Annotated in this window: 17 protein-coding genes and 1 tRNA gene; 4 read left to right on the forward strand and 14 right to left on the reverse strand. The window is 71.0% G+C overall.

Annotation, left to right across the window (positions count from 1 at the left end):
* Positions 1-51 precede the first annotated feature (51 nt).
* Both RG19_RS13885 and RG19_RS13890 read right to left on the reverse strand, forming a co-directional pair.
* Positions 52-1,491, reverse strand: coding sequence for a PepSY-associated TM helix domain-containing protein (locus RG19_RS13885; RefSeq protein ID WP_082672682.1), 1,440 nt, complete (start codon positions 1,489-1,491; stop codon positions 52-54).
* 2 nt (positions 1,492-1,493) lie between these two features.
* Complete coding sequence (locus RG19_RS13890) at positions 1,494-3,650, reverse strand: TonB-dependent receptor (protein ID WP_238376651.1); 2,157 nt, start codon at positions 3,648-3,650, stop codon at positions 1,494-1,496.
* Between the two features lie 315 nt (positions 3,651-3,965).
* Between RG19_RS13890 and RG19_RS13895 the strand changes: the two genes are divergently transcribed.
* Positions 3,966-4,751 (forward strand): cytochrome c oxidase assembly protein, encoded by a 786-nt coding sequence (locus RG19_RS13895; protein WP_082672683.1) that lies wholly within the window; start codon positions 3,966-3,968, stop codon positions 4,749-4,751.
* A 67-nt stretch (positions 4,752-4,818) separates the two neighbouring features.
* On the opposite strand, the gene RG19_RS13900 is transcribed toward RG19_RS13895, so the two are convergent.
* Positions 4,819-4,894, reverse strand: a tRNA-Ile gene (locus RG19_RS13900).
* A 100-nt stretch (positions 4,895-4,994) separates the two neighbouring features.
* The gene (locus RG19_RS13905) at positions 4,995-7,334 is read right to left on the reverse strand and encodes a GH92 family glycosyl hydrolase (protein WP_058835787.1); all 2,340 of its coding nucleotides are present in this window, start codon (positions 7,332-7,334) and stop codon (positions 4,995-4,997) included.
* 194 nt (positions 7,335-7,528) lie between these two features.
* On the opposite strand from RG19_RS13905, the gene RG19_RS13910 reads away from it, so the two are divergent.
* Entirely contained in the window at positions 7,529-8,827 is a 1,299-nt protein-coding gene (locus RG19_RS13910; protein WP_058835788.1) for a sugar MFS transporter, read from the forward strand.
* A gap of 189 nt (positions 8,828-9,016) precedes the next feature.
* Positions 9,017-10,321, forward strand: a complete 1,305-nt coding sequence (locus tag RG19_RS13915) for an AGE family epimerase/isomerase (RefSeq protein ID WP_058835789.1) — start codon at positions 9,017-9,019, stop codon at positions 10,319-10,321.
* 105 nt (positions 10,322-10,426) lie between these two features.
* Here the strand turns inward: RG19_RS13915 and RG19_RS13920 are convergent, their stop codons facing one another.
* The 10 genes from RG19_RS13920 to RG19_RS13965 form a co-directional block, all read right to left on the reverse strand.
* Positions 10,427-11,329, reverse strand: a complete 903-nt coding sequence (locus RG19_RS13920; RefSeq protein WP_058835790.1) for a hypothetical protein — start codon at positions 11,327-11,329, stop codon at positions 10,427-10,429.
* Between the two features lie 61 nt (positions 11,330-11,390).
* Positions 11,391-12,257: an alpha/beta hydrolase gene (locus tag RG19_RS13925; protein ID WP_082672685.1), complete on the reverse strand. Its 867-nt coding sequence runs from the start codon at positions 12,255-12,257 to the stop codon at positions 11,391-11,393.
* A gap of 159 nt (positions 12,258-12,416) precedes the next feature.
* Positions 12,417-14,012 (reverse strand): serine hydrolase, encoded by a 1,596-nt coding sequence (locus RG19_RS13930; protein ID WP_058836634.1) that lies wholly within the window; start codon positions 14,010-14,012, stop codon positions 12,417-12,419.
* Positions 14,009-15,148, reverse strand: a complete 1,140-nt coding sequence (locus tag RG19_RS13935; protein ID WP_157515384.1) for a YkvI family membrane protein — start codon at positions 15,146-15,148, stop codon at positions 14,009-14,011. Before RG19_RS13935 ends, RG19_RS13930 begins: the two co-directional genes overlap by 4 nt.
* A gap of 25 nt (positions 15,149-15,173) precedes the next feature.
* On the reverse strand, positions 15,174-16,214 hold the full coding sequence (locus RG19_RS13940; protein WP_058835793.1) for an N-acetyltransferase DgcN family protein: 1,041 nt from the start codon (positions 16,212-16,214) through the stop codon (positions 15,174-15,176).
* A 57-nt stretch (positions 16,215-16,271) separates the two neighbouring features.
* Complete coding sequence (locus tag RG19_RS13945; protein ID WP_058835794.1) at positions 16,272-18,581, reverse strand: TonB-dependent receptor; 2,310 nt, start codon at positions 18,579-18,581, stop codon at positions 16,272-16,274.
* A gap of 262 nt (positions 18,582-18,843) precedes the next feature.
* Positions 18,844-20,550 (reverse strand): N-acyl-D-amino-acid deacylase family protein, encoded by a 1,707-nt coding sequence (locus tag RG19_RS13950; protein ID WP_058835795.1) that lies wholly within the window; start codon positions 20,548-20,550, stop codon positions 18,844-18,846.
* Positions 20,551-20,576: 26 nt separating this feature from the next.
* Positions 20,577-21,839 carry a peptide MFS transporter gene (locus tag RG19_RS13955; RefSeq protein WP_058836635.1) on the reverse strand — a complete coding sequence of 421 codons (1,263 nt, stop codon included), beginning with the start codon at positions 21,837-21,839 and terminating at the stop codon, positions 20,577-20,579.
* Positions 21,836-22,837 carry a dipeptide epimerase gene (locus RG19_RS13960; RefSeq protein WP_058835796.1) on the reverse strand — a complete coding sequence of 334 codons (1,002 nt, stop codon included), beginning with the start codon at positions 22,835-22,837 and terminating at the stop codon, positions 21,836-21,838. The genes RG19_RS13955 and RG19_RS13960 overlap by 4 nt, the downstream gene beginning before the upstream one ends.
* Positions 22,838-22,910: 73 nt before the next feature.
* Positions 22,911-24,920: a serine hydrolase domain-containing protein gene (locus tag RG19_RS13965; RefSeq protein WP_058835797.1), complete on the reverse strand. Its 2,010-nt coding sequence runs from the start codon at positions 24,918-24,920 to the stop codon at positions 22,911-22,913.
* 224 nt (positions 24,921-25,144) lie between these two features.
* On the opposite strand from RG19_RS13965, the gene RG19_RS13970 reads away from it, so the two are divergent.
* Positions 25,145-25,873, forward strand: coding sequence for a helix-turn-helix domain-containing protein (locus RG19_RS13970; protein WP_058835798.1), 729 nt, complete (start codon positions 25,145-25,147; stop codon positions 25,871-25,873).
* The last annotated feature ends 245 nt before the right edge of the window (positions 25,874-26,118 follow it).

The following is a 26,118-nucleotide window of genomic DNA, read 5'->3' on the forward strand; positions in this document are numbered from 1 at the left end:
CCCCGCGCGTCCCGGGGTGCGACATGGTGTCGCACCCGGGGGCCGGACCGGTTATCGCAACCACGCCAGCGCCGGCCACCGCGCGAGCGCGAGCCGGTCGAACAGCAGCACGACCAGCAGCGACGCCGCCAGCATGGGCAACACCACCGCCGCCGCGGCAATCAGCGCCAGCAGGCCTGCCGTCGGTGCAGGACGGTGGCCCCGCGGCGCACCCAGCCGGCCGGTCGGGCGACGCCGCCACCACATGACCGTGCCGGTCACGCTCAGCACCACCACGCCGATGCAGGCCGACAGCATCAACGCCTGGTTGGCGCGGCCGAAATAACGCCCCATGTGCAGCTGCACGCCGAGCTCGATGCCCTGCGCCATCAGGCCGTAGTCCTGGAACGTGACCTGCAGCAGCGGCGCGCCTTGCGCGTCGAAGTGGAAGGTCACCTGATCCTGCGGCCGGCCGGGATAGTTGTAGGCGGTGACCGGTGCGCCGGCGCCGGACGGCAGGAACACACGCAGGTCGCCGGCCAGGCCGTGTGCCCGCGCGTGGTCCACCGCGCGCTGCAGGCCCGCAGGGCCCCAGCCGCGCGATGCCCCGTCCACCGCCGCTGCCGCGGACGGCGGCGCGTGGTGCGCATGACCGGCGTCCCCCGCGGCGGGCGGCAGGGGCGCGTTCTGCAGCGTCCACGGCACGTCCACGAAATCGTCGCCCAGCACCGGGGCGTCCTCGGCGACGTAGCGCCGGTAGGCCGCCGGATAGCCGGCGCCCATCGCCTCGGCGCCGCTGCGCACCCACCCGCCCCAGAATGCCGACCACGGCAGCCCGGTGAAGATCAGGAAGAGCACCAGGCCCGCCACCCACCAGCCGACCGCCGCGTGCAGGCTGCGCCACGCCCCGCGCCCGCCGCCGCGCAGACGCGGCCACAACGCCCGTCGCCAGGCCGCCAGCCCGCCGCGCGGCCAGGCCAGGTAGAGCCCGGTGAGCACCAGCAGCACCGCCCACGAGGCCACCAGCTCGATGAGGTAGCTGCCGGTCTTGCCGATCAAGAGCGTCCCGTGCAGGCGATCGGCCAGCCCCACCAGGGTGCGCTCGTAGACCTGGGTGCCGGCGACGCGGCCATCGCCCGGGTCGACGAAGGCGATCCGGCGCCCCTCGCCCGGCACCGCCAGGTGCACCCGTGCGGTGCGGGTGCGGTCGTCGGGCACGTCGATCCGCGTGGCGGTCGCACCCGGCACCGCGGCCTCGGCCGCCAGGACCATGGCGCCCGCCGGCACCTGTGCGGTCCACGGGGTCGCGGCGAAGCGCAGCTCGGGATGCAACGCATCGCCGATGTCGCGTTCGAACAGATACACCGCACCGCTGACCGCCAGCAGCACCAGCACCGGCAGCACGAACAGCCCGGCGTAGAAATGCCAACGCCAGAACAGGCGGTAGCGGCCGCTGTCGCGTGCGGGCGCGCCCACCGCCACCGGGGCCGCGCTGGATGACGGAGCGGCCATGCTCAGAACCGGGTACGCAGGGTCATCTCGACGCTGCGAGGCGCGCCGAGGTAGACGTGGGTGGACGGATAGCCGGAATACTCGCCGTAGAGCGCATCGGCGAGATTGCGCACCCGCAGCGCCACCGATGCCCGGTTCCAGTCGTACTGGGCCCAGGCATCGAACGTGGTGCGGCCGCGCACATAGATACTGTTGGCGTTGTCGGTGTAGAAGCCGCCGACGTGCCGGCCGCTGGCGCCGACCGACAGCGGCAGGCGGTCGAAGCGGTAGCTCGCCGCCAGCGAGGCGGTGCCGTTGGGGACATTGCTCGGCCGGTGGCCGCGCCTGTCGGCACCGCCGGCCTCGACGAGTTCGTCGAAGCGCGCGCGGCCCCAGGTGGCGGCCGCGTCCACGCGCAGGCCGCGGCTGGCCTGCAGCTCGGCGGCCAGCTCGAGGCCCTGCGACGACTGCCGACCGCCCTGCACGCTGATGGACGGATTGGCGGGATCGCGGGTGATGATGTCGTCGCGCTCGATGCGGTACGCCGCCGCCGTCATCGACAGCCGCCGGTCCCAGGCATCGGCCTTCAGGCCGACCTCCACGGACCGCGCGTCGGTGAGGTCGAAGATGCCCGACGCGGTCTGGAGGGTCAGCAGGCTCGACACCGGACTGGCGGCGGTGGCGAACTGCCCGTAGAGCTGCACGTGCGCGTGCAGATCGAACACCGTGCCCAGCCGCCAGGAGAACGGCGTGTAGCGTGGCGCGAAGGCGCCGGTGAGGCGGTTGTCGATGGTCCGGTCGAGATCGATCGCCTCGTAGCGCAGCCCACCGACCAGCAGCCAGCGCGGGGTGAGGTTGTAGGCGTTCTCCACGAACACCGCGCGGGTACGCAGGCCGGTGCGGAACATCTGGTGGCTGGTGTAGACCGGGGCGTCGCCGTCCGGGAACGTCCCGACTTCGGGCGCCTGCGGCGACACCGGGGCGATGGCACCGCTCTGGCGCGGATTGGCGAAATCGGTGTCGTTGATCTCGACGCCGGCGGTGAACCGGTTGCGCCGCCCGGCCAGCGGGCCGTCGTAGGACAGGGCGGCACGCTGGTTCCAGAACCGGTGATCGTGGAATACGCGCTGCGCGCTGCGCGCGTACAGGCCGGTCTCGCGGTCGTAGAGCCAGTCGTCGGAATAGACGAAGTCGCGGTCGGCCTGGAACCAGGCCAGGTCGTTGCGCAGCGTCCACCGCGGCGACAGATCCCATGCCACGTTCCAGCGCAACAGGTCGCTGCGCGCGCCGGTGTGGGCCCCGACCGGGTTGTAGTTCACGTGCCGGGTGGCCTCGTCCACCACCAGGCCGTTGCGCGCGCGCACCACCCGCGACGGCGCGATGGCCGCCTCGGCCGGCACCATCGGCGAACCCTGGTAGGTGCCGCGGCTGTCGTCCTCGGCGTGCTGCCACGACAGCAGCATCGACAAGGCGTCGCTGGGCTGCCACGCCAGCCCGGCCTGCAGGGTGGACATCTCGGTGTCGTTGCGCTCGATGTCGTACAGACTGTCCGAACGCAGGCCGCTGGCGTCGATGCGCACCGCCAGCGTGTCGGACAGCGGGCGGTTGACACCGATGCCGGCACGGTAGGTGTTGAAACTGCCGACGCCGATCATCGCGTCGACCGCCTGCGCGCCGGTGTCGGGCCGGCGCGTGACCAGGTTGACCGCCCCGCCCATCGCGCCCTCGCCGTAGAGCACCGACGCCGGTCCGCGCAGGACCTCCACCCGCTCCAGGCCCCAGGTGTCGACATCGCGGGTGACGAACGTGGACGCGCCCAGGCGCACGCCGTCGTGCAGGACCGAGATCGTGTTGCCGCTGAAGCCCCGCAGGGTCATCACCGCCGGGTTGCCCGGCACGTTGCCGACCATCGCACCGTTGGCCAGCTCGAACGCCTCGCGCGTGCTGCGCGCGCCCTGGCGGGCGATAGCCTCGCGGTCGATCACCTGCAGCGATGCCGGCGTCTCGCGCTGGCTCAGACCGAGGCGGCTGCCGACGGTGGCGGGCGCATCGAGCGGACGGATGCGGCGGCCCTGCACCTCGAGGGTGTCGAGCGTGGTGGCGTCGGGCCCGCGCGGCGTGCCGGGGGCGGCGACATCCTGTGCGTCGGCATGCGCCGATGCCGTCGCGAGGCATGCCACGGCAAGAGCGGACAAGCGCCGCCGGGCGGCCGGCGACGGCGACGGCGAAGGGCGATCAGGCGGCGACGGGCAGGCGCGGGCCGACGCGGCAGGCGGGAAGAACACGAAGGACATCCGGGAAGACACTCCTGCGCCCGCCGTGCCGGCGGGCGATCTGCATGCGGCGCGGCGGCCGGGCTTGGCGCGGCGGCGCCGGCCCGCGCACTCTAGGCAGGCGCCGCGGACGCGAACAGCGACCGAATGTCGCACCCGCCGACGCCGCACTCATCGCCCGCGTGCTGCACTGCCCCTTCCGTCATCGCCCGCCGTCCGCGCATGCTGGATCGCATCGACACCTCCAACGCCTACTGCGGCCTGCCACCGCTGCCGGCCGACCTGCTGCGCGCCTGGAACCCCGACCCGTGGCTGCTGGCGGCGCTGCTGGTGTTCGCGGTGCTGGGCTGGCGGCTAGGCGCATCCGATCGCCGGCGCCGCTCGCAGCTGACCGCCGCGAACGTGCTGCTGGCGGTCCTGTTCGTGTCACCGCTGTGCGCCCTCACCGTGGCGCTGTTCTCGGCGCGCGCCCTGCACCATATGGTGCTGATCGCCGCCGTCGCGCCGCTGCTGGCGGCGGCCCTGCCGCCGCCAGCGCGGTGGCGATGGTCGCTGGCGTGGCGGGTCGCCCTGCAGGCCGGCGTGTTGTGGCTGTGGCATGCTCCGCTGCCGTACGCGCTCGCGTTGAGCGGCCCCACGGCCTACTGGCTGATGCAACTGACGTTGCTGGCGAGCGCCTGGCTCCTGTGGGATGCGCTGCTGTCGCCACGGGTGCCGGCCGGCCGCGCGGTGCTCGCCGCACTGGCGACCTCCATGCAGATGGGCCTGTTGGGCGCGTTGCTGGTGTTCGCCGATCGCCCCCTCTATGCCCATCACCTGCTGACCACCGCGCCGTACGGGCTGCCCGCGCTGTCGGACCAGCAACTGGGCGGGCTGTTGATGTGGGTGGTCGCGCTGCCGCCCTACATCGCGGTGGCGCTGCTGCGGACGCGCCGGTTGCTCGAGGAAGCCGGCACCGATGGCGCGCGCTTGGCGGGTCGTTCGTCGATCGAGGCACCGGGGCGCTGACGCCGGTGCATGGCGCGGTCGCCGGTTGCCTCGAAAGCCGCTCGGCGCGTGGGCGTGACCGGCTCGATGGTGGGCCCACCAGGATTCGAACCTGGAACCAAAGGATTATGAGTCCTCTGCTCTAACCGTTGAGCTATAGGCCCCCGACCGGGCCGGCGCACGTAGCGCGGCCGGAGGCGCATCTTAGCAGTCGGGTTGCGGGGCGACGCGCGGCGCGGCTAGCCGCTCCGACCCGATGGAGGCTTACTGAGTCGACAGCGAGTACGGCGCCTCCGCACCTTCGCCCGGCCAGGCGCGGTTCGGCTCGGCCTGCATGACGAAACGCAGCTCGCCGCCGGCCACAATCTCGTCGTGGCGCAGGAAGGTGCGGTTGAGCGGCTGGCCGTTGAGGGTGGCCGAGGCGATGTAGCCGTGGCCCTGGTCGAGGCCTTCGGCGACGATGGTGAAGGTCTCGCCGTTGGGCAGGTGCAGGCTGGCGCGCGGCAGGAACGGGCGGCCGATGACGTACTCGCCGCTGCCCGGCGCCACCGGGTAGAAACCGAGCGCGGTGAACAGGTACCAGGCCGACATCTGGCCGAGGTCGTCGTTGCCGGCGAGCCCGTCCGGGCGGTCGGCGTACTGGGTGTCCATGATGGTCTTCAGCCGCGACTGGGTGCGCCAGGGCTGGCCGGCATGCGCGTACAGATAGGCGACGTGGTGGCTGGGTTCGTTGCCGTGCGCGTACCAGCCGATCAGGCCGACGATGTCCTCCATGTGGTCGAAGATGGATTCGTCCACGTCGGCTTCGAACACCTCGTCCAGCTTCGCCAGCAGGGCGTCGGCACCGCCGTGGGCGTCGACGAGGCCGGCGATGTCGTGCGGCACGTACCACGAGTACTGCCAGGCGTTGCCCTCGGTGTAGTCGGTGCCGTATCCGCTGGCGGTGGGATCGAACGGCTCGCGGAAGCTGCCGTCGCGGTTCTTCGCGCGCATGAAACCGGTCCGGGGATCGAACGCGTTGCGCCAGAACGCGGCGCGCCGGTCGAAATCACGAGCGACCTCGGTGCGGCCCATGCCTTCTGCCATGCGGGCGAGCGTCCAGTCGCCGTAGGCGTACTCGAGCGTCTTGGAGGCCGCCTCGACTTCCTCATCGATCGGCACCCAGCCCAGTTCCATGTACTGCTCGAGACCGTCGTACTCGGGATAGGTGGCGCTGGCGATCATCGCGTCGAGCGCGGCGTCGGCATCGAAACCGCGCAGGCCCTTGAGCCAGGCGTCGGCGATCACCGGCACCGCGTGATAACCGATCATCGTCCACGTCTCCAGGCCGTGGAACGACCACACCGGCAGGATGCCGTAGGGGCTGTGGCGCTGGTGGGCGACGAGCGAGTTGATGAAGTCGGCGTTGCGCGCCTCGGGCTGCACCAGGGTCAGCAGCGGATGCAGCGCGCGGTAGGTGTCCCACAGCGAGAACGTGGAATAGTGGTTGAAGCCTTCGGCCTGGTGCACGGCGTTGTCGGGCCCGCGGTAGCGGCCGTCGGCGTCCATGAACAGCGTCGGCCCGAGCAGGGTGTGGTAGAGCGCGGTGTAGGCGCTGCGGCGGTCGGACTCGGGCGCGTCGATGTCGAGCACAGACAGCGCCTCGATCCACTCCTGTTTGGCCGCGGTGCGCACGCGATCGAAATCGAAGTCCGCCACTTCCGCATCGAGGTTGGCGATGGCGCCGGCCTCGCTGACCGGGGAGATGGCGACGGTGACGATCAGCGGCGCGTCGAGCACGCCGAAGTCGAACGTGCCCACCAACTGCCGGCCCTCGATCTGCGCGCGGCGGGTCGGAGTGTCGTGCGCGGGCGTGGTGAACCCGCGGTAGAGGATGTCGGTCTCGGTGTTGTGGAAGGCGTGCCCCTGGATCGGGCGCGAGAAGCGCATCGCGAAGTAGAGCTGCCGGCCCGGCGCCCAGCCGCGGGTCTCGCGGAAGCCGGTGACGGTGCCGTCGGCACGCTGGCGCAGCCGCGACCAGAGGATCTTGCCGGGGTAGTCGTACATGCTGGTGCGCAGGTCGAGCAGGACGCGCGCTTCCTCGCCGGCGGGGAACGCATAGCGGTGCACACCGGTCCGTGCGCTGGTGGTGAGCTCCGCACGCACGCGGTAGTCGTCGAGGGTGACGGCGTAGTAGCCCGGTTCGGCGTGCTCGGTGTCGTGGTCGTAGCGCGAGGTGTAGCCGCTGCGCGGCACGTCCGGGTCGCCGCGCTCGATGCCCGGATCGCCGGTGAACGGCATCACCAGGAAGTCGCCGAGGTCGGAGTGCCCGGTGCCGGAGAAGTGGGTATGGGAGAAGCCGACGATGGTTTCGTCCTCATAGCGGTAGCCGGCGGCCCAGTCGTAGCCGTTCTCGCGCGGCTGGATGCGCGTGTCCGGACTGAGCTGGACCATCCCGAACGGCACCGTCGCGCCCGGGTAGGTGTGACCCTCGCCGCCGGTGCCGATGAAGGGATCGACCGCGTCGAACGCACGCTCGCCCACCGCCGATGGCCCGGCCAGCACGACGCCTGCTCCCAGCAACGCGCCCACCAGCGTCGCCACCGCCACACCCCGCTTGATCATCGCTTTTCCCCGTAATTGAATCGGTTTAAACACCGCGACCCTAGCATCGATCGCATCGTGTTTGCTTGTTGCGCTGCAGGATGCGGGAATGGGGCGCACACAGCAGAATATTTCAGATTGAATCGATACAATCCGATGCCGGCACGAACGCGGCCTCGCCCAGGAGCCACTGCGTGACCACAGCCCATCGCCCCATGTCCAATTCCGCCGCGCTCGCGGTGGTGAGTCTGATCTTCTTCACCTGGGGCGGGCTGACCAGCCTCAACGACGTACTGATCCCGCATCTGAAAGCCGTGTTCTCGATGAGCTACGCGCAGACGATGCTGATCCAGTTCACGTTCTTCGGCGCGTACTTCCTGATGTCGTTGCCCTCGGGCGCGATCGTGGCGCGGATCGGCTACAAGGCCAGCATCGTGACCGGCCTGGTCGTGGCCGCGATCGGCGCGGCGATGTTCTATCCCGCCGCGCGGCTGCCTTCGTACGGCATGTTCCTGAGCGCGCTGTTCGTGCTCGCCAGCGGCATCACCCTGCTGCAGGTGGCGGCCAACCCGTACATCAGTCTGCTGGGCCGGCCCGAGACCTCGCACAGCCGGCTCAACCTCGCGCAGGCGCTGAACTCCCTGGGCACCACGCTGTTCCCGCTGCTGATCGGCCCGTTGATCCTGATCGGCGCAGTGCTCGGCGCCGACGAGATCGCCGCCATGGGCGCGGCGGAGCAGGCCGCCTACCGTGCGGCGGAAGCGCGTTCGGTCGAGATTCCCTACCTGATGCTGTCGGCCGGCCTGTTGTTGATGGCGGTGTTCGTGCTGACGATGCGCATCCCGCCGTTGCGCGAAGCCACCGAGGCCGGCGACGACGCCCACCACACGTACGCCGAAGCGCTGGGCCACAGGCACGTGCGCTGGGGCGTGATCGGCATCTTCCTGTACGTGGGCGCGGAAGTGTCCATCGGCAGCTTCCTGATCAACTACATGGCCGAACCCGAGATCGGCGGCCTGAGCGAAGCGGCGGCGTCGCGCTTCCTGGCGTTCTACTGGGGCGGCGCGATGGTCGGACGCTTCATCGGCGCGGCGCTGATGACGCGTTTCGATGCACGCCGCCTGCTGGCGTTCGCAGCGATCATGTCGGCGCTCCTGCTGGTGACGACCATGAGCACCACCGGTGCCCTTGCGATGTGGAGCGCGCTGGCGGTGGGCCTGTTCAACTCGATCATGTTCCCGACCATCTTCACCACCGCGATCGAGCGCCTCGGCACGCTGACCAGCAAGGCGTCGAGCCTGCTGGTGATGGCGATCGTCGGCGGCGCGATCATTCCGCTGATCCAGGGCGCGCTGGCCGACGTGATCGGCATCCAGCTCGCCTTCGCCGTACCGGCCGTGTGCTACGTGTACATCGTCTGGTACGCGCTGCGTGGCTCGCGCCTGAGCGCGGCCGAGTACGCCGACGCGCCGGTCGCGCCCGGAACCGGTCCCCGTCCACCCGCGATGCATTGACGCCGGGCATCGCGGCCAGAGCACACGCGTCCCGCGTTCGCGGCGGCGACCGCACCCCGCGCCCGGATGCAACGATTCGCCCCGGACGACGCGCGGCCCGGGCCACCGTACGGCCACGACGCGCAGCGAGGAGCCTGCGCACGACATCGGTTCCGCCGCACCGGCCGCACCCATCCAACGAGTAACCGAATGCCTCTCCCCGCCACGCCCCTGCCCGAATTCACCCTGCCCCGGACCCTCCGCGCGCACATCGCCGACACGCTGGCCTTCTACCATCCGCGCGCGCTCGACCCGGCCGGCGGCTTCTTCCATTACTTCCGCGACGACGGCAGCGTCTACGACCGCGGGCACCGGCATCTGGTCAGCAGCACGCGTTTCGTCTACGTCTATGCGATGGCGGCCCTCGAATACGCGGACACACCCGCGGCGACCGGCTATCGCGAGGCCGCCGTCCACGGCCTGCGTTACCTGCGCGATGCGCACCACGACCCCGTGCACGGCGGCTACACCTGGACGCTACGCGACGGCGCGCCCGAAGACCGCACCAACCACAGCTATGGCCTGGCATTCGTGATGCTGGCCTACGCCACCGCACGCAAGGCCGGCCTCGACACCACCGCCTGGATGGACGACACCTGGGCGCTGCTGGAGACCCGGGCATGGGATGCGGAGGCCGGCCTCTATCGCGACGAGGCCGATGCCGACTGGCAATGGTCGGACTACCGCGGCCAGAACGCCAACATGCACTTGTGCGAAGCGCTCATCGCCGCGCACGAGGCCGATCCCACGCAATCGCGCTATCTCGACCGCGCACTGCTGCTGGCCGACCACATGACCCGCCGGCAGGCCGCGCGCTCCGGCGGCCTGGTCTGGGAGCATTGGCATGCGGACTGGTCGGTGGACTGGGATTACCACCGCGACGACCCGAAGCACCTGTTCCGCCCGTGGGGCTTCCAGCCCGGCCACCAGATCGAGTGGGCCAAGCTGCTGCTCACCCTGCGCACGCATCTGGGCGCGGACGCCCCGGACTGGCTGCTGCCCACCGCACGCCACCTCTACGATGCCGCGCTCGCGCACGGTTGGGACGATGCGCACGGCGGCATCGTCTACGGATTCGCCCCCGAGGCGCTGCGCGACGCTTCCCCCGCACCCGGCACCGCCCCCCCCGACGCGGCCACCGCACCGATGTACGTGTGCGACGACGACAAGTACTTCTGGGTCCAGGCCGAAGCCATTGCCGCCGCCTGGCGCCTGTACGCCGCAACCGGCGACGCCCGGTATCGCGACGATTACCTGCGCCTGTGGGCGTACAGCTGGCGGCATTTCGTCGACCACGAGCACGGTGCCTGGTACCGCATCCTCGACCGCACCAACGTCCGTTACGACGACCTCAAGAGCCCCGCCGGCAAGACCGACTACCACACCACGGGTGCCTGCCACGATGTGCTGGCGGTGATGCGCGGTCGCGGCACCGACCCGGCCGTCGACGCCTGACGGGGCGCCGCGCCGCAGTCGCGCATGCCGGCGGATCCGTGTCGGTGCAGGACGGCATCGGTGCGGGCCGCGCCTCCGTCCGCGGCGCGCGTGCGGCCGGCGCGATCACTCCACGCACTGCGCCACCAGCGGCACCTGCAGGGCGGCGTCGATGTCCGCGGCCGTGGCCGGCCCGCGTGCCGAGACCGGGAAGCGGATCTCCACATCGGGCGCACGGCCGCGCGCGTCCGGAACGTCGCTCGGCCCCCGATAGCGCGACAACTGGCGGCCGGCCCGGTCGTAGTCGACCTCGATTCGCGGTGCGAGGCCGCCGTACCATGCCGCCAGCGACAATCTGAAACGGCGGATGTCGCCGGTATCGGTGGCCTGTGCCCGGAACGGCAGCGCCGACAGCCGGCCCGGCGCGAGAAACGCGGTCTCGATGCGTTCGCCGGGTTCGGGCCAGGCCTCGCGCAGCCACGCATCGAAGCCTGCATCGATCACCGGCCAGGGCCGCGCGAGCATCGCGGTACGCTCGGCGGCACCGGCGCGCTCGCGCACGAAGACCTCGCGGCCGCCGGCGACATCGCGAACACCCTGGCGTCGACCGCTGCGGGCGTCTTCGAACAGCACCCGGGGGCTCGAAGGCGCCGCCTCCGGCCACAACTGCTTGCGTGCGAATGCCTGACCATCCGCACACCGGTAGAGCACGACATGCCGCTCGCCGCCACGCAGATGCATCTCGCGATACAGCAGACGCCCGTCGCCGGCCGCATGCGCCTCGCCCTCGAACCGCACGACAGCGGGCGCGGCCTCTACAGGACCGTGCAGAGCGGAAAGCGCGAAGGCCGCCAGCATCCAGGCCACGGTCGTGGCCGATGCGGGGCGTGCCGGCGTTTCCGCGCTGCCGCCACCGGCGCCCCTGCCACACGGACGTCGCATGGACGTGGCGAGCGCACGCATCCGCTTCGAAATGGCGTCGACCTGCCACGGCAGGCGATGGTCGGTGGTGGTTCGCGTCGGGCTCATGCGCTCGGATACGTAGACCGCGACATCGAGGATGCACGGCGTGGCCGTCGCCCGGGCGTGCTCAGTCCGCGCCGGAGGCGTCCGGCAGGCGCAGGAACCGCAGGATCGCGGGCATGACCTCGGGCGCACGGCGTCGGTCCAGGACACCGGCCAGTGGGGCGATGTGGCCACCGTCGATCAGGACCAGCGTCGCCTCGCCGCCGGTCGCGCGCACCCGTTCGGCGAGGTCCACGCTGTCGCGCGTCTCGACCACGCGGTCCTCGCGGCCGTGCACCAGCAGGAACGGCGGCTCGTCGCCATCGACGAACGCCAGCGCCTGCGCGCGCGGCCACAGCGCGGGATCGCCGAACACCGGTGCGAGACTGCGGTCGATGACGAAATCGTACGGTCCGGCCAGCCCGATCGCACCGGCCAGATCCCGCGGGGCGAGCCCTTCGGCCTTCAGATAGCGGCCATCGGTGGCCAGCAGACCCGCGATCTGAGCCCCCGCCGAATGACCCAGTACGTATACCCGCGCGGGATCGCCGCCGTACGACCTCGCGTGGTCGCGGGCCCAGCGCACCGCACTCGCCGCATCGGCCATGAAACCCGGAAAGGTCGGCAGCGGCGCCTTGCGGTAGTCGGCCACCACCACCAGCGCACCGGCATCCGCCAGGCGGCGGCCGACGAAGCGGTAGTCCTCGGGACGCCCGGTCCGCCAGCTGCCGCCATGGAAGAACACCACCACCGGTGCCGGGGAGACATCAGAGGCGGCCGGGCGATAGACGTCCAGGCGAAGTTGCGGCGCGGACACGAACACCGCCTGCGCATCCGGCGGCGCCATGCCGCGGTTGGCGTAGGCGAACAGCGTGCGCTGGCAGCCGCTCGCCGCCAGGGCGACGAACGCTGCCAGCAGCAAAGCGCTGCGGCGAAGAATGGACGCGGGCATCGGCGACCTTCACGACATGGGTTGTCCGACTCTACGCACCGGCGCGTCATCCGGATGCGGCGTGCCCGCCCCGCCCCACCGTGCCCGGCGGGCTGGTCCCGCCGCGACGTGCGCCTCGGCACGTGCGGCGCTATCCGTCGCGGCACTCCGGCGCGCGCCTCAATCGTCGGCCACCGGCTCGAACAACAGATCGTGATAGTCGTAACTGAAGTCGGCCACCGGCGACACCGCCTGCATCCGGATCTGCGCGACCTGGCCGTCCGCGTCCAGCGCGAAACTGACGTAGGCCGGTTCGATCGAGGCGTCGTCCCAGTCGGCGCGGAAGGTGTCGTACTGCCAGTGGGTCAGGGTCCCGGCCATGTTCGGGGTCTGCAGGAAGTCGATGCGCAACCGCCCGCTCTGCGCGGCGATGGCGATCGGGCCGTACCACGCATCGGCGTAGCGACCCGCATAGCCGGCCGGCGGCAGCGAGGGCCGCGAGGGCCGTCGTGCGGGCCCGCCTGCGGCCTCGAGCGCGGCCAGGCCGTCGTCCAGGCGCTGCCGGTTCCAGGTGGCGAAGGCCGCCACCCAGTCGCGCGGCGGCAGGTCGAGGTAGTGGTCGAGCAGTTCGTAGCCCAGGCCGCGCATGACGTCGACGTCCTCGGAATTGATCTGCAGCGAGATGCCGATGCCGCGCTCGGGCACCAGCATCACGAACGCGAGCACGCCGAACACCGCGCCGCCGTGCTGGACCACCCTGACCCCGCGATAGTCCTGCACGCTCCACCCCAGTCCGTAGCCGGAGAACTGCGGGGTGATGGCGGCGATCGGTTCCGGGAACGGCCGGATCGGCACCGTCACCTGCGGCGTCCACATCTCGCGCGCCGACGCTTCGCTGTACAGCCGTGCACCCGCCCCGTCCGGCACCGCGCCGAGCGCGAGTTGCACTTGCAGCCAGCGCGCGAAGTCGTGGGCGCTCCACGACAATCCACCGGCCGGCGCGCCCACCTGGCCGAGCCCCTCGCGCTCGGGCAACACCTGCTGCGCGCCGAGGCCGCGCACGCGCGGATCCAGCCGCGCGTGCGGCTGCACGCGGTTGGGGTTGGCGAAGCGCTCGTCCTCGTGGCTGGCCGCGGTGCGCATGCCCAGCGGGGCGAAGATGCGTGCACGCACGAACTGTTCCCAACTCTGCCCGCTCGCCGCGGCGACCACCTCGCCGGCCACGATGTAGAGGATGTTGTCGTACGCGTAGCCGCTGCGGAAGCTCGTCGCCGGCGGGAGATGCCGCAGGGCGCGCACGATGTCCGCACGGCTGCGCGAGGTGCGCGGGATGAACAACAGGTCGCCGGCCCCCAGGCCCAGACCGCTGCGGTGCAGCAGCAGGTCGCGCACGGTCATCTCGCGCGTGACCCAGGCGTCGTACATGCGGAAGTCGGGCAGGTGGTCGATGACCCGGTCGTCCCAGTCGAGCACGCCGTCGTCGACGAGGATCGCCAGCGCCGCCGCGGTGACCGCCTTGCCGGTGGAACCGGTGGGGAAGACGGTGTCGGCATCCACGGTCTCGGGCGCGCCCAGCCGACGCACGCCGTAGCCCTGCGCATGCGTGATCCGGCCGTCCTCGACGATGGCGATGGCCATCCCGGGGACGCCGTGCGCGTGCATGACGTCGCGCACGCGCGCATCGAAATCCGGCGGTGGCGCGGCCAGCGCCGTGGTCGCCGCGCACCACAGCATCAGGGCGGTCGCGGCCCCCGGCAGGCGCGTCACGATGGTCATGAAGGTCTCCTCGTAGGCGAAGGGGCCGGCGTGGGGTGTGCGGTGGCGGCGGCGCGGTGTCGCCACAGCCACCAGGCGCCGACGGTCAGCAGCGGCAGCACGTACACGGCCAGGAACAAACCGGCGAGCGCGCGGTAGCCCTGGGCGATCAGCGCCACCAGGCCGACACGGTCGGCGATGAAGATCGAGCCGGCCAGCAGCACCGCCGCGATCGCCAGGCGGACGCCACCCCCAAGGGCGCGCGCACGCTGGCGATGCCAGGCCTGCGCGATGCGCTCGTTGGAAGCGTGCACGACCGCGGTGCCGCTCTCCAGCAACGCGCTGAAGACCATCAGCTGGAACAGCGCGTGGAACAGCGGCAGGTCCAGCTGCCGCAGGATGTAGTCCGACGGCAGCGCCTGCGCCCCGATCTGCGGATACCAGGCCAGCATGCAGAGGAAGAACAGCAACCCCGGCAGCATCGCCAGCGGCCCGGCGAGCGCCCCGGCGATCACCGCATCGCGACGGCACAGGAAGTGCCGCGCCAGCGGCAGCACGATCACCGCACCGACGATGTTGTAGCCGGCATAGGTCAGGCCGCCCTGCACCCAGCCGGTGGCCGGTTGCGGCGTCGACAACGCCGCCAGCGTGCGGTCGCCGAATCCGGTCAGCACCAGCACCACGAACAACGCATAGGTGCCGTAGAGCAGCACCGACACCCACTTGAACAGCGCCTCCACCGCACGGTTTCCGAACGCGGCGAACGCACCCACGCCGACCATGAGCAGCCACGTGCCCGCGAGCTTCGGCCAGCCCAGCAGCGCGGCCGCGATCTCCCCGGCCGCCGCGCCGAACACCGCCAGGATCAGCACCATGAACACCAGGTACGCCGCCTCGAACACGAATGCGAACGGACCGAGCAGGACCGCGAAGAAACTCTGGTAGTCGAAGCTCCGGCTGGCGTGCGCCAGGGCGAAGGTCAATGCGCAGACCCCACTCCAGCAGATCATCGCCAACACGATCGCCATCGTTCCGCCCTGCGGGCCGCTGGGGATGAAGTACTCGGCCAGTTCGCGCCCGGTCGCATAGCCGCCGCCGATCACCGCGCCCTTGAAGGCCAGGCCCGGCAGCACGAAGCGCTGGAACCGGGTGGACATCGGGACGGCCACGGCAGGCATGGCGTCACCCCAGACAGGCGTCGAGCAATTGCGCGAACGCGCGGCCGCCGCGCATCGGGTCGGCCACCGGCAGGCCGAGGCGGGCCGCGGCGGCGTCGAGCGCGCGTTGCGCCGCGGCGGCGTCGAGCCCGCTGGTGTTGAGGCTGACACCCGCGCATCGGATCGCGGGATTGGTGCGGGCCCCGAGCCGCAGCACCAGATCGATGGTCTCCTCCACCGAGGGCAGCGGGTAGTCCGGATAGCCGAGCACGCGCTCACGGCCGTGCGCATGGCAGACCACGACCACATCCGGCTGGCTGCCGTGCAGCAACGCCAACGACACCCCCGCGTAGGCCGGGTGCGACAGCGATCCCTGACCTTCGATCACGTCCCAATGCGCGGGATCGGCATCGGGCGAGAGCCGCTCGGCAGCGCCCGCGGCGAAGTCGGCCACCACGGCATCCATGGGGATGCCCTGCCCGGCGATCAGGATCCCGGTCTGGCCACTGGCGCGGAAGTCCGCCTCGTACCCGCGCTCGCGCAGCCCGCGCGCCAGGGCGAGCGCGGTGTACTTCTTGCCCAGCGCGCAGTCGGTGCCGACGGTGAGCAGGCGCCGGCCGGTGCGCTTGCGGCCGGTGGCCACGGGCAGATCGGACGGGGGCTCGCGCACGTCGATCAGGCGACGGCCCTGGGCGATCGCCGCATTGCGCAGGGGCTCGATGCCCGACAGCCGGGCATGCATGCCGCCCACCAGGTCCAGCCCCGCGTGCAGGGCCTCCAGCAGTGGCGACAGCCATGCCTCCGGAATCCGTCCGCCGGGATTCGCGACTCCGATCACCAGCGAACGCGCGCCCAGGGCGCGCGCCTGCGCCGGTGTCAGGCGCGGCAGGCCGGTCCGGACCGCCGCTCCTTCGCAGGCGAACTCGCCGACACAGCGCTCGCCCGCCCAGTCGCGCAGCCCAAGTGCGGTCTTGGCGTAGGCGGGCTCGACCACGTCGCCCAGGAACAGCAGATAGGGTTGCGGCAGCACATCAGGCACGTGCAGCACGGGCACTGCATTCGACATGGGGAAGGCTCGGATGCGGTCGTGGGCATCGCCTGCGGGCCGCAGGCGATGGACGGGTCAGAAGCGGTAGTCGAACTCGAGACCGAAGGTCCGCGGCTGGATCGGCACGCCGGCCAGCTGCACGCGGGCGCCGCTGACCGCGCCGTCGACCGGCGTCAGCGACGACCAGGCGCCTTCGTCGGTGACGTTGTTGACGTAGGCGCGCAGCATCCAGCGGTCGCGGCCGAAACCGGCGTACAGGTCGAGGGCGCGGTAGCTGTCGAGCGTCAGCGGCGCGGTCACCACCTCGTCGAGCACCGTCGACGGATCGCCCGGCGCGGTGACGCGCTGGCGCTCGGTGGTGTCGTTGAGCCGTTCGCCGACCCAGCGCAGCGCGCCGCCGATCTGGCCGTCGTAACCGCCCGAGGTGGCGAATGCGTACTCCGCGGTGGCCGACCACGACAGCCGCGGCACGTAGGGCATCCGATCCCCGCCCAGGCCGGTGTTGAGGATCACGTCGAAGCCGTCCTGCGGGATCACCGTCGGATCGAAATCGTTCTTCACGCTGGCGCGCGTGTAGGCGCCGTTGAACCCGAGCTGCAGCTGGTCGGTGGCGCGGAACGCCGCCGCCAGCTCGACGCCCTCGCTCGTCGCCTCGCCGCCGTTGACCAGGCCGCCGATACCGTTGAACGACGACGCCACCTGGATGTCATCCCACTCGATCCGGAACACGGCCAGATCCAGCTGCGCACGGCGCTCGGCGAACTGCGACTTCAGCCCGAGTTCGTAGCTGTCCAGGCGCGACGAATCGACGCTCGGCGGGATGCCCGCCAGGGCCACGTTCGGACCGCCGGGCTGATAGCCGGTGGCGGCGCGCGCGTAGAGCATCGTGTCCTCGGCGAGCTTGAACTGCGGGCTCAGGCTCCAGGTGAACACGTTCTCGCTGGACTCGCCCGGGGCGTCGCCGATCGGGGCCAGGATGCCCTCGCTGACGTTCTGGCTGAACCACTGCTCGTTGCGGGCCTGACGCAGGCCGGCGTCGATCTTGAACCGGTCGTTGAAACGCCAGGAGCCGTTGGCGAACACCGCGATCTCTTCGTAGGTGCTCGGCAGGGCCAGCTGCGCCAGCGTCGCGAACGACGCGAACGCCGGTGGCAACGGCGTGCCGTCGCGCTGGCCCAGCCAAGCGAACTGTGACTGCCGCGCATCCTCGCGGGTGTAGAACACGCCGGTCATCCACTCGAAGCGCCCGCCGGTGCTGGAGGTCAGGCGGAACTCCTGGGTGATCTTGTCGAGATCGAAGTCGTAGCGCACGAACGCGGCGCCCGGTTCCGGCAGCCCCAGCAACAGGTCGGCGACTTCGCCGAACTGCACGGTCGCGTCGATCTGGTCCATCGTGCGGGTGTCCGACCAGCCGGTGGCGGAGACGAAGCTGCCCCAGCCCAGATCCCAGTCGAAACTCAGCGACGCCAGGGTCAGGCGCTTGTCGAACGGCTGCCGCTGCCAGGTGCGGCCGGTCAGGTCGCCGAACAGCGGCGCCTGGGTGTCGGGGTCGAGGGCGACGCTGGCGCGGTCGTCGCTGCGGATGCGCTGCTGCAGCACCGCGAGGTTCATGTCGACGGCGTCGCCGTCCCAGGCCAGCGCGGCGCGCACCCCGGTCTGCTCGCCGCTGTTGATGTCGCGCCGGCCGTCGACGGCGTTGTCGGTGTAGCCGGGCAGCCCGTTGCGCGCGGCACTCACGCGCAGGCCCAGCCGGTCGTCGCGCAGCGGCAGGCTGGCGCCGACACGTGCGTTCCAGGCCTGGCCGCCATCGGGCACCGCGCGCACGCCGAAGCCGGCGCGGAACTCCGGCGGCCCCGGATCCGCCGCATGGGTGACGTACTTGAGCAGCCCGCCGATCGCACCGGCGCCGTAGAGCGTGCCCTGCGGGCCGCGCAGCACCTCGACCCGGCTGATGTCGTAGGGCAGCAGATCGAGCATCAAGCCGCCCGCGCCCTGGTAGATGCCGCTGGAGCCGACCGGCACTTCGTCGATGTAGGTCGCCACCGTGGCGCCCGACGACAGCGCGGAAATGCCGCGCAGCGACACCGAGGTCAGGCCCGGGCTGCCGCTGTTCTGCACCTGCATGCCGGGAATGAGCGCGGCGTAGTCGGACAGCGAACTGGCCCCGAGATTCTCCAGGTCGCGCTCACCGACAACGCTGATCGATGCGCCGACGTCGCGGATGTTCTCGACCCGCTTGTTGGCGGTCACCACCACCGTGTCGAGGGTGGTCGCATCGCTGCCCTGCTGTGCCTGCACCGGCGCGACCGCACCGGCGAGGATCGTGGCGAGCGCCAGCGACAGGGCGGACGGACAGTACGGGCGTGCGGACTTGAACGCGTTCATCAGTGGGCTCCCCGGCCGGCTCATCGGCATCGAACGATGTGAGTCCGGCGCCGTCCCCGTGCGGCCTGAGGCGCCTGACATCCTGATTGGAGAATTGATCCTGTTTGGAGAATTGTCAACCTTTCGAGGATCGGAGTGACCTTTGGGCTCTCATCGCCGTCGGGCGGCCCCACACGCCCGGCACGCCGGCACGCCAGCGCGATCCGCGCGCCGGCGCCGTTCCTCGCCGCGGTCGCGCGGCGTGGTGCCGGACGATAGCCGTCTAGCGGTCCTCACCCCCCTGCCAGCCCGGCCCGCGGACCACGCGCCCGGGCGTGGCGCCGGTGTGCTCGCCGTCGCGCAACACCTGCACGCCGTTGACGAACACATCGGCCACGCCGGTGGCGAACTGGCGCGGTTCGGCGTAGGTGGCGTGATCGATGATCGTCGCCGGGTCGAAGACGACGATGTCGGCGAAACAGCCCGGCTGCAGGCAGCCGCGGTCGCGCAGTTTCCAGTTGGCGGCCGGCAGCCCGGTCATCCGGTGGATACCCTCTTCCAGCGTCATCAGCCCCCGCTCGCGCACGTAGTGGCCGAGGAAGCGGGCGACGTTGCCGTAGGCGCGCGGATGCGTGCTCGATCGCAGGAACACGCCCTCCGGCGCGGACGACTCCGCATCCGAGCCCAGCGTCACCCAAGGCTGGCGCAGGCCCAGTTCGACGTTTTCCTCGCTCATCAGGAAGTACGCCGTGCCCACGCGTCCGTCGTCCTCCACGATCAGGTCGATCGCGGTGGCTTCCGGCGAGGTGCCGCGTTCGCGTGCGACCTCGGCCAGGGTCTTGCCGGTCAGCGGACGGAGCGCCGGCGTCCTGAAGTCGATCAGCACCAGACGCTCGTCGGAACCGGCCAGCAGGCGAAGGTTCTCCCACTCGACATCCGGGTCGCGCATCTCGGCGATCACGCGGTCGCGCACCGCGGGATCCTTCAGGCGCGCGATCATCGCGTCGTGGCCGCCGGCCTGCACCCACGGCGGCAGGCTGGCGGTGAGCCCGGTGCCGCCGGCGGTGTAGGCGTACATGTCGGCGCCGACCTGCAGGCCCTCGGCGCGCGCGGCGTCGATCCGCGCGATCGCCTGCGCCATCTTCGGCCAGTTGGTCTCGCCCGCGGCCTTGAGATGGTAGACGCCGACCCGCTCGCCGGTGGCGCGCGCGATGGCGATGGTCTCGTCGAGCGCCTCGAGGAAGCGGTCCGCCTCGCTGCGCATGTGCGAGACGTAGCCGCCGCCGGACTCGGCCGCGGCCTGCGCCAGCGCGACGAGTTCCCCGGTCTGCGCGAACGCCGCGGGAGGATAGATCAGCGACGTGCCCACGCCGAGCGCCCCTTCGCGCATCGCCGCGCGCACCAGGTCCTGCATGCGCGCCAGTTGGACGGCATCCGGGGTGACGTCGTCCTCGCCCAGCTCGTGGATGCGGATCGTCGTCGCGCCGACGAACGAGGCCACATTGGGGGTCACGCCGCGCGTCTCGAGGAAGGCCAGGTATTCGCCGAGCGTGGTCCACTCGATCAGATAGCGGATGTCGCCCTGCTGCCGCAGCGCATCGGCCTTCATGGCGTCGTTGTAGGGCCCCATCGACCAGCCCTCACCGAAGATCTCCAGGGTCACGCCCTGGCGGGTGCCGCTCATGCCGCGACCGTCCTCGATCAGCGATTCGGTCGCCCAGCTCAAGGTGTTGATGAAGCCGGGCGAGACGGCGCGGCCGCCCGCGTCGACGACCTGCGCGGCGTCCGCATCGCTGCCGGCCGGCAGCAGCGCGGCGATGCGGTCGCCGTCGACGGCCACGTCGACGCGTTGCGGCGCAGCGCCGCTGCCGTCGTAGACGACGCCGTTGCGGATCAGCAGGTCGTAGCGGGTGTCGAGCGCATCGGCGACGGGCTGGGTGCCGCAGGCGGCCAGGGCGAGCGTGAGCAGGGCGAACGGCAGGCGGGGCATGGCGGGGCTCCTGGTGGCGGATCGGGTCATGGCAACTGGCGGATCGGCCGGTCCAGCCGCCACAGCAACAGGGCGGCGACGACGGCGAGCGCGGCCAGCAGCAGGAAGAACGCGGCGTGGCCGATCCTCGACCACAGCGTGCCGACCACGCCGGCGAGCAGGCTGCCGGCGAAGATGGCGAGAAACCACGACGCGACCGTGGTCGCGCCCAGGCGCGGCGGCGCGAGCCGGGCGAACAGGCCCAGACCGGTGGGCAGGATGTACAGCTCGCCCAGGGTCAGGATGGCGAAGAACGCCAGCAGCCAGACCCAGCCCACACGCGCATCGCCGGCGACCGCGGCGACCGCCGCCAGCACCAGGTAGGCCACCGCCACGATCGCCGCGCCGATCGCCATGCGCAGCGCCGGCGGGGTCTCGTGTCCGGCCTCGGCGCGCCGACGCCAGACCATCAGCAGCAACGGCGTCATCGCGATCACCAGCAGCGGATTGAGCGACTGGAACCAGGTCATCGGGATCGTGATGCCGGCCCAGACGCGGTCCACCCCGGTGTCGATCCACAGCGGCAGGGTGTTGCCGATCTGCTCGTAGGCGCCACGGAAGACGGTGGCCGCGATGCCGACGCCGAGCAGCAACCCCCACACCCGCCGGCGCTCGTCGGCCGCGTCCGGTGCGAGCACCGCCACGGGCCGCACGCGTGCCGGCTCCGGCGGCAGATAGCGCCGGCCGGCGAGGTAGATCGCCAGCCCCAGCCCCATGCCGATGCCGGCGGCGCCGAAGCCGTAGTGCCAGCCGTAGAGTTCGCCGAGCGTGCCGCACACCAGCGGCGCGAGGAACCCGCCGACGTTCAGGCCGACGTAGTACACGTTGTAGGCACGCCCGCGCCGCGGATCGTCGGCGGCATAGAGATCGTTGATCTGGCTCGGCAGGCTGGGCAGGAACAGGCCGTTGCCCAGGGCGATGGTGGCCAGCGCCGCGTAGAACAACGGCTCGAACGCCATCAGGAAGTGGCCGACAGCCATGATCGAACCACCGATCACCACGGCGTTGCGCTTGCCCAGCCAGCGGTCGGCGATGGTACCGCCGAGGATCGGCATCAGGTACGCCATGGCGGTGTAGGTGCCGTAGACGAACGACGCCTTCTCCTGCGCGAACAGCAACTGCTTGGTCATGTAGTAGACCAGCAGCGTGCGCATGCCGTAGTAGGAGAACAGCTCCCACATCTGGGTGAGGAACAGGATGGTCAGCCCGCGCGGCTGACCGAACCAGGTCTTGTCGGCCGCGGCGTTCACCCGGCGGCCTTCGGGCCCCACACCTCGTCGCCGCAGACGATGTGGCCGTCCTCGTAACGCACCGACGGGCTGCGGTCCTGCGCGAGGAAGATCGGCCCGTCGAGGTCGACCACGTCGCAGTACTGCCCGAGCACGAACGCCGGCGCGGCCGCGAGGCTGGTGCCGGCCATGTTGCCGACCATCACCCGCTTGCCGAGCGCGCGCGCGCGTTCCGCCATCAACAGGCCCTCGGTGAGGCCGCCGCACTTGTCGAGCTTGATGTTGACGACATCGAAGCGGTGGTGCCGCGCTTCGAGTTCGGCGAGGTCGAGGATGCTCTCGTCGGCGGCGATCGGCAGCGGTCGCTCGATGCCATCGAGCGCGGCTTCGTCGCCACGCGCACAGGGTTGCTCGAGCAGCGACACGCCCGCCGCCACCAGCGCCGGCAGCAGGTGCGGCAGCGTGCGGGCGGTGTAGCCCTGGTTGGCGTCGACGCCGATCCACGCCGCGGGGCAACGCCCGCGCACCGCGCGCACGCGCGCGGCGTCCAGATCCGCGTCGCCGGTCAGCTTGAGCTTGAGCGCACGCGCCTTGGTGTAGGCCGCCGCGCCCTCGGCCATCGCCTCGGGCGTGTCGGCGCCGACGGTGAACGTGGTCAGCAGCGGACGCACGCCGTCCAGCCCGGCCAGGGCCCAGACCGGGCGGCCGCTGCGCTGCGATTCGAGTTCCCACAGCGCGCAGTCCAACGCGTTGCGTGCGCCGCCGGCGGGCAGCAGCGTGCGCAGCGCGTCGCGGTCGATGCCGGCCTCGATGCGCGGGCGCAGCGCTTCGAGCGTGGTCAGCATCGTGTCCGGGCGGTCGTCGGTGTAGTAGACGCCGGCAGCCTCGCCGCGACCGCGGTGCGGGCCGTCGCGCAGCGTGACCACCGTGGCCGGCATCGCCTCGAACACATGGCCGGCGATGCGGAAGGGCGCGGCCAGCGGCAGCGGTTCGTTGTGCAGTTCAAGCTCGAGCGGCACGGCGGCGCACTCCCGGTCAGAAGGAACGTGGAGAGAAGGCGGCCGGCGGCATCGGCCGCCGGCCACACCGGGATCAGTAGTACGCGCCGAACCCGATCAGGTGATGGGCGAAGCCGACCCACAGCGCGAACAGGCAGGCCAGCGCCAGCACGACCGCCCACAGCTTGGCCAGGATGCGACGGCGGGCCCGCAGCACGTGCCAGGCGTTCCATACCGCCACCGCGGCGCCCAGCGGCAGCGCCAACGTGGCGAACAGACGCAGCGCGATGATCAGTCCGTCGCTGCCGGGGCTGGTCATCTCCAGCTTCGAGAGCATCGCGATCACCAGGCCGAGCAGCCCGCCGACCGCCAGCAACACCAGCAGCGCGGCGACCCGCACCAGGCGGTGCGCACGGGCGTCGCGACCGGACAGCGCGTAGGGCGCGCCGTAGTAGCGCCGCACCAGAGCCGAGACCGGCCAAGCGATCACGGTGAGCAACAGCACCGCCAGGCTCGCCGCCAGCAACGGCATCGTCAGACCGCGCCACATCGACAGGCGCTCGAACACCATGATCGGGGCGTACGGCTCCACGGTGAACCGGGTCACCCGCCCGTCGACGACGTCGGCCGCCAGCCGGTCGCCACTGGCGGTGTCCTGCCACACGTAAGGCGCCACCTCGCGCCAGGTCTTGGGCGCACCGCCCGGCCCGAGGGCGGCGGTGACGCTGATGGTGCCGTCCTCGTTGGCGATCACGTCGATCGTGCCCAGCGCGTTGGCCAGCGACACGAAGTTGCTGTCGGGGCGCCGGCTGCTGGTGTAGCGGCCGGCGATCTGCCGCGCATGCTCGGCCGCCTCGGCCTCCGACACCCCGGGCGCCTCGCGCGGCGCACCGGGCAGGTAGCGGTCGGCGAACCCACGCGACAGCGCGTAGCGGATGTGCCCGGTCGCGCCGTCGCGACCGGTGCTGTTCATCGACACGAACACGCCGATGCCGTCGTCGAGGAACAACTGCAGGTCGCTGTGGAACCACTGCGTGTCGCCGCCGTGCGAGATCGCGCGGTGGCCGTTGTAGGTGGTCTCGTAGAAGCCGAGCATCATGCGGTTCAACGGCCCGATCGACGGCTGGGCGGTGGAATGCATCGCCTGCGCGGTCTCCTCGCGCAGGATGCGGCCATTGCCGTACGCGCCGTCGGCCAGGTGAGCGATCATGAAACGCGCCATGTCCGCGCCGGTCGCGGCGAGGCTGCCGGCGGGCGCCAGGCTGATGAACTCGTACGGCTTGGCCTCGCCATCGGAGGCCTTCGCGTAACCCTTCGACATGCCGTCCAGCAATGCCGGGGGCAACGGCTGCCGGAAGCTCGAGTGCGCCATGCCGAGCGGTTCGAGGATGTGCCGGTCGATGTAGTCGTCGAACGATTCGCCCGACACGCGCTCGACGACGTAGCCCGCCAGCGCGGTCGCGTAGTTGGAGTACGCCGGCGTCGCGCCCGGGACGTGGATGCGCCGCGGCACCCAGCGCTTGAGCGCGTCGCCCAGCGGCACGATCTCGTCCTCGCGCGAGGTGATCAGGCCGCGGATCTGCTCCTCCATGCCGGTGGTGTGGGTGAGCACCTGGCGCAGCGTGGCCGGCTGGCCATCGCGCGCGGGAATCTCGAAATCGAGGTATTGATTGATGTCGGCATCGAGGTCGAGGCGCCCCTGCTCCACCAGCTGCATCACCGCCGTCCAGGTGAACAGCTTCGACACGGAGCCGGGACGGAACAGCGTGCGCTCGGGATCGACCGGCGCGCGGGTGTCGAGATCGGCGTAGCCGTAGCCCTTCTGCAGCAGCACCTCGCCGTCGCTCACCACCACCACCACGGCACCGGCCACGTCCCCCGCTGCCAGCGCGTACGGCAGGAACCCGTCGAGCCAGGCTTCGAGATCGGACCGGGTCAGCCGCGCGGGACCGGACGACACCTGCTCGGCGCTCTCCACGACGGCATCGGTCGGCATCGTGGGCGCGACGGCTACGGGAGGCGGCAACGCCGCTTCCTGCATCGCGGCCGCCGCCAGGCCGGCGGCGAACAGCCAGCCACACAGGATCGTGGGAATCGCGCGCATCGAACCGCCTCCGGACAAGGTGATGCGGCAACAGGCCGCAGCGGGTAAATCCTGATCGGGAGATAAACATCCTGATCAGAGAATTGTCAACTGCCGCGGGTCACATCCCTGCGGTCAGAGGGCCTTCATTCCGAGGCCTTCCCAGCATTGGCGCGCGAGGCGATGATGATCCCGAACAGGACATGCGTGCCTGCGATGGACGCTTCTCAGGAGACCGGCTCAGGATGACTTCGCAACACCCCACCATCGGCGGCCTGCTGCGCGCATTGCGCGCGCGCAAGGGCTGGACGCTCAAGCAGATGAGCGAGCACTCGGGCATCCCGCTGTCGACCCTGTCCAAGGTCGAGCACGACCGGCTGACCCTGACCTACGACAAGCTGCTGCAACTCAGCCAGCGCCTCCAGATCCGCATGTCGGAGTTGTTCGCCGAGCAGGACGAGACCGCCGAACCGCCGGTCACCGCGCGCCGCAGCATCGGCAGGATCGAGGACGCGATCCGCGTCACCACGCCGAACTACGACTACTACTACCTGTGTCCCGAGTTGCGCCGCAAGCGCATGATCCCGGTGCTCACCCGCGTACGCGCGAAGAGTCTGGAAGAGTTCGGCGATCTGGTCCGGCATTCGGGCGAGGAGTACATCCACGTGCTGGAAGGCCGCATGGAAGTGCACACCGAGTTCTACGATCCGATGGTGCTCGAGACCGGCGAGGCGGTGTACATCGATTCCAACATGGGTCACGCCTACATCGCCGCCGAAGGCTGCGACGAGGTCCTGCTGCTGGGCGTGTGTTCGAGCACGGACGAGCAATTGATGGAGTCGCTGATGACGCTGCACGGCGAGGAGGGCGCGGTCGTGCAGACGCAGCCGCGCCGCCTGCAGGCACCGGCGAAGAAAGTCCCGGCCGCAAAGCCAGTGAAGCGGGCGGCGAAGAAGGCCGGTGGGGGGCGATAGGCGAGGCGAGATGAGCGGCGAGCGTCACGCCACCCCTCTACTTCGTTGCTGCTCCGCTCGGTTGCGAGGACAGTAACGGCGACTGGCGGTGGCGGTGGCGAGCGTTCTGGAGCCGCACTTCGCTTGCTCTCGCACCGGTCTGATGGACCCCGCCGTGGCCGGCAGTCCCTTGCCGCGAATGTCCCCCGGCCACCGCCATGCGGCGGCGGCCTCCTCCTTGATTTCGCGCAAGGGCCCGCCGGCCC

Source organism: Luteimonas abyssi, from assembly GCF_001482195.1.
In the GTDB taxonomy this organism is placed as follows: Bacteria; Pseudomonadota; Gammaproteobacteria; order Xanthomonadales; family Xanthomonadaceae; genus Luteimonas; species Luteimonas abyssi.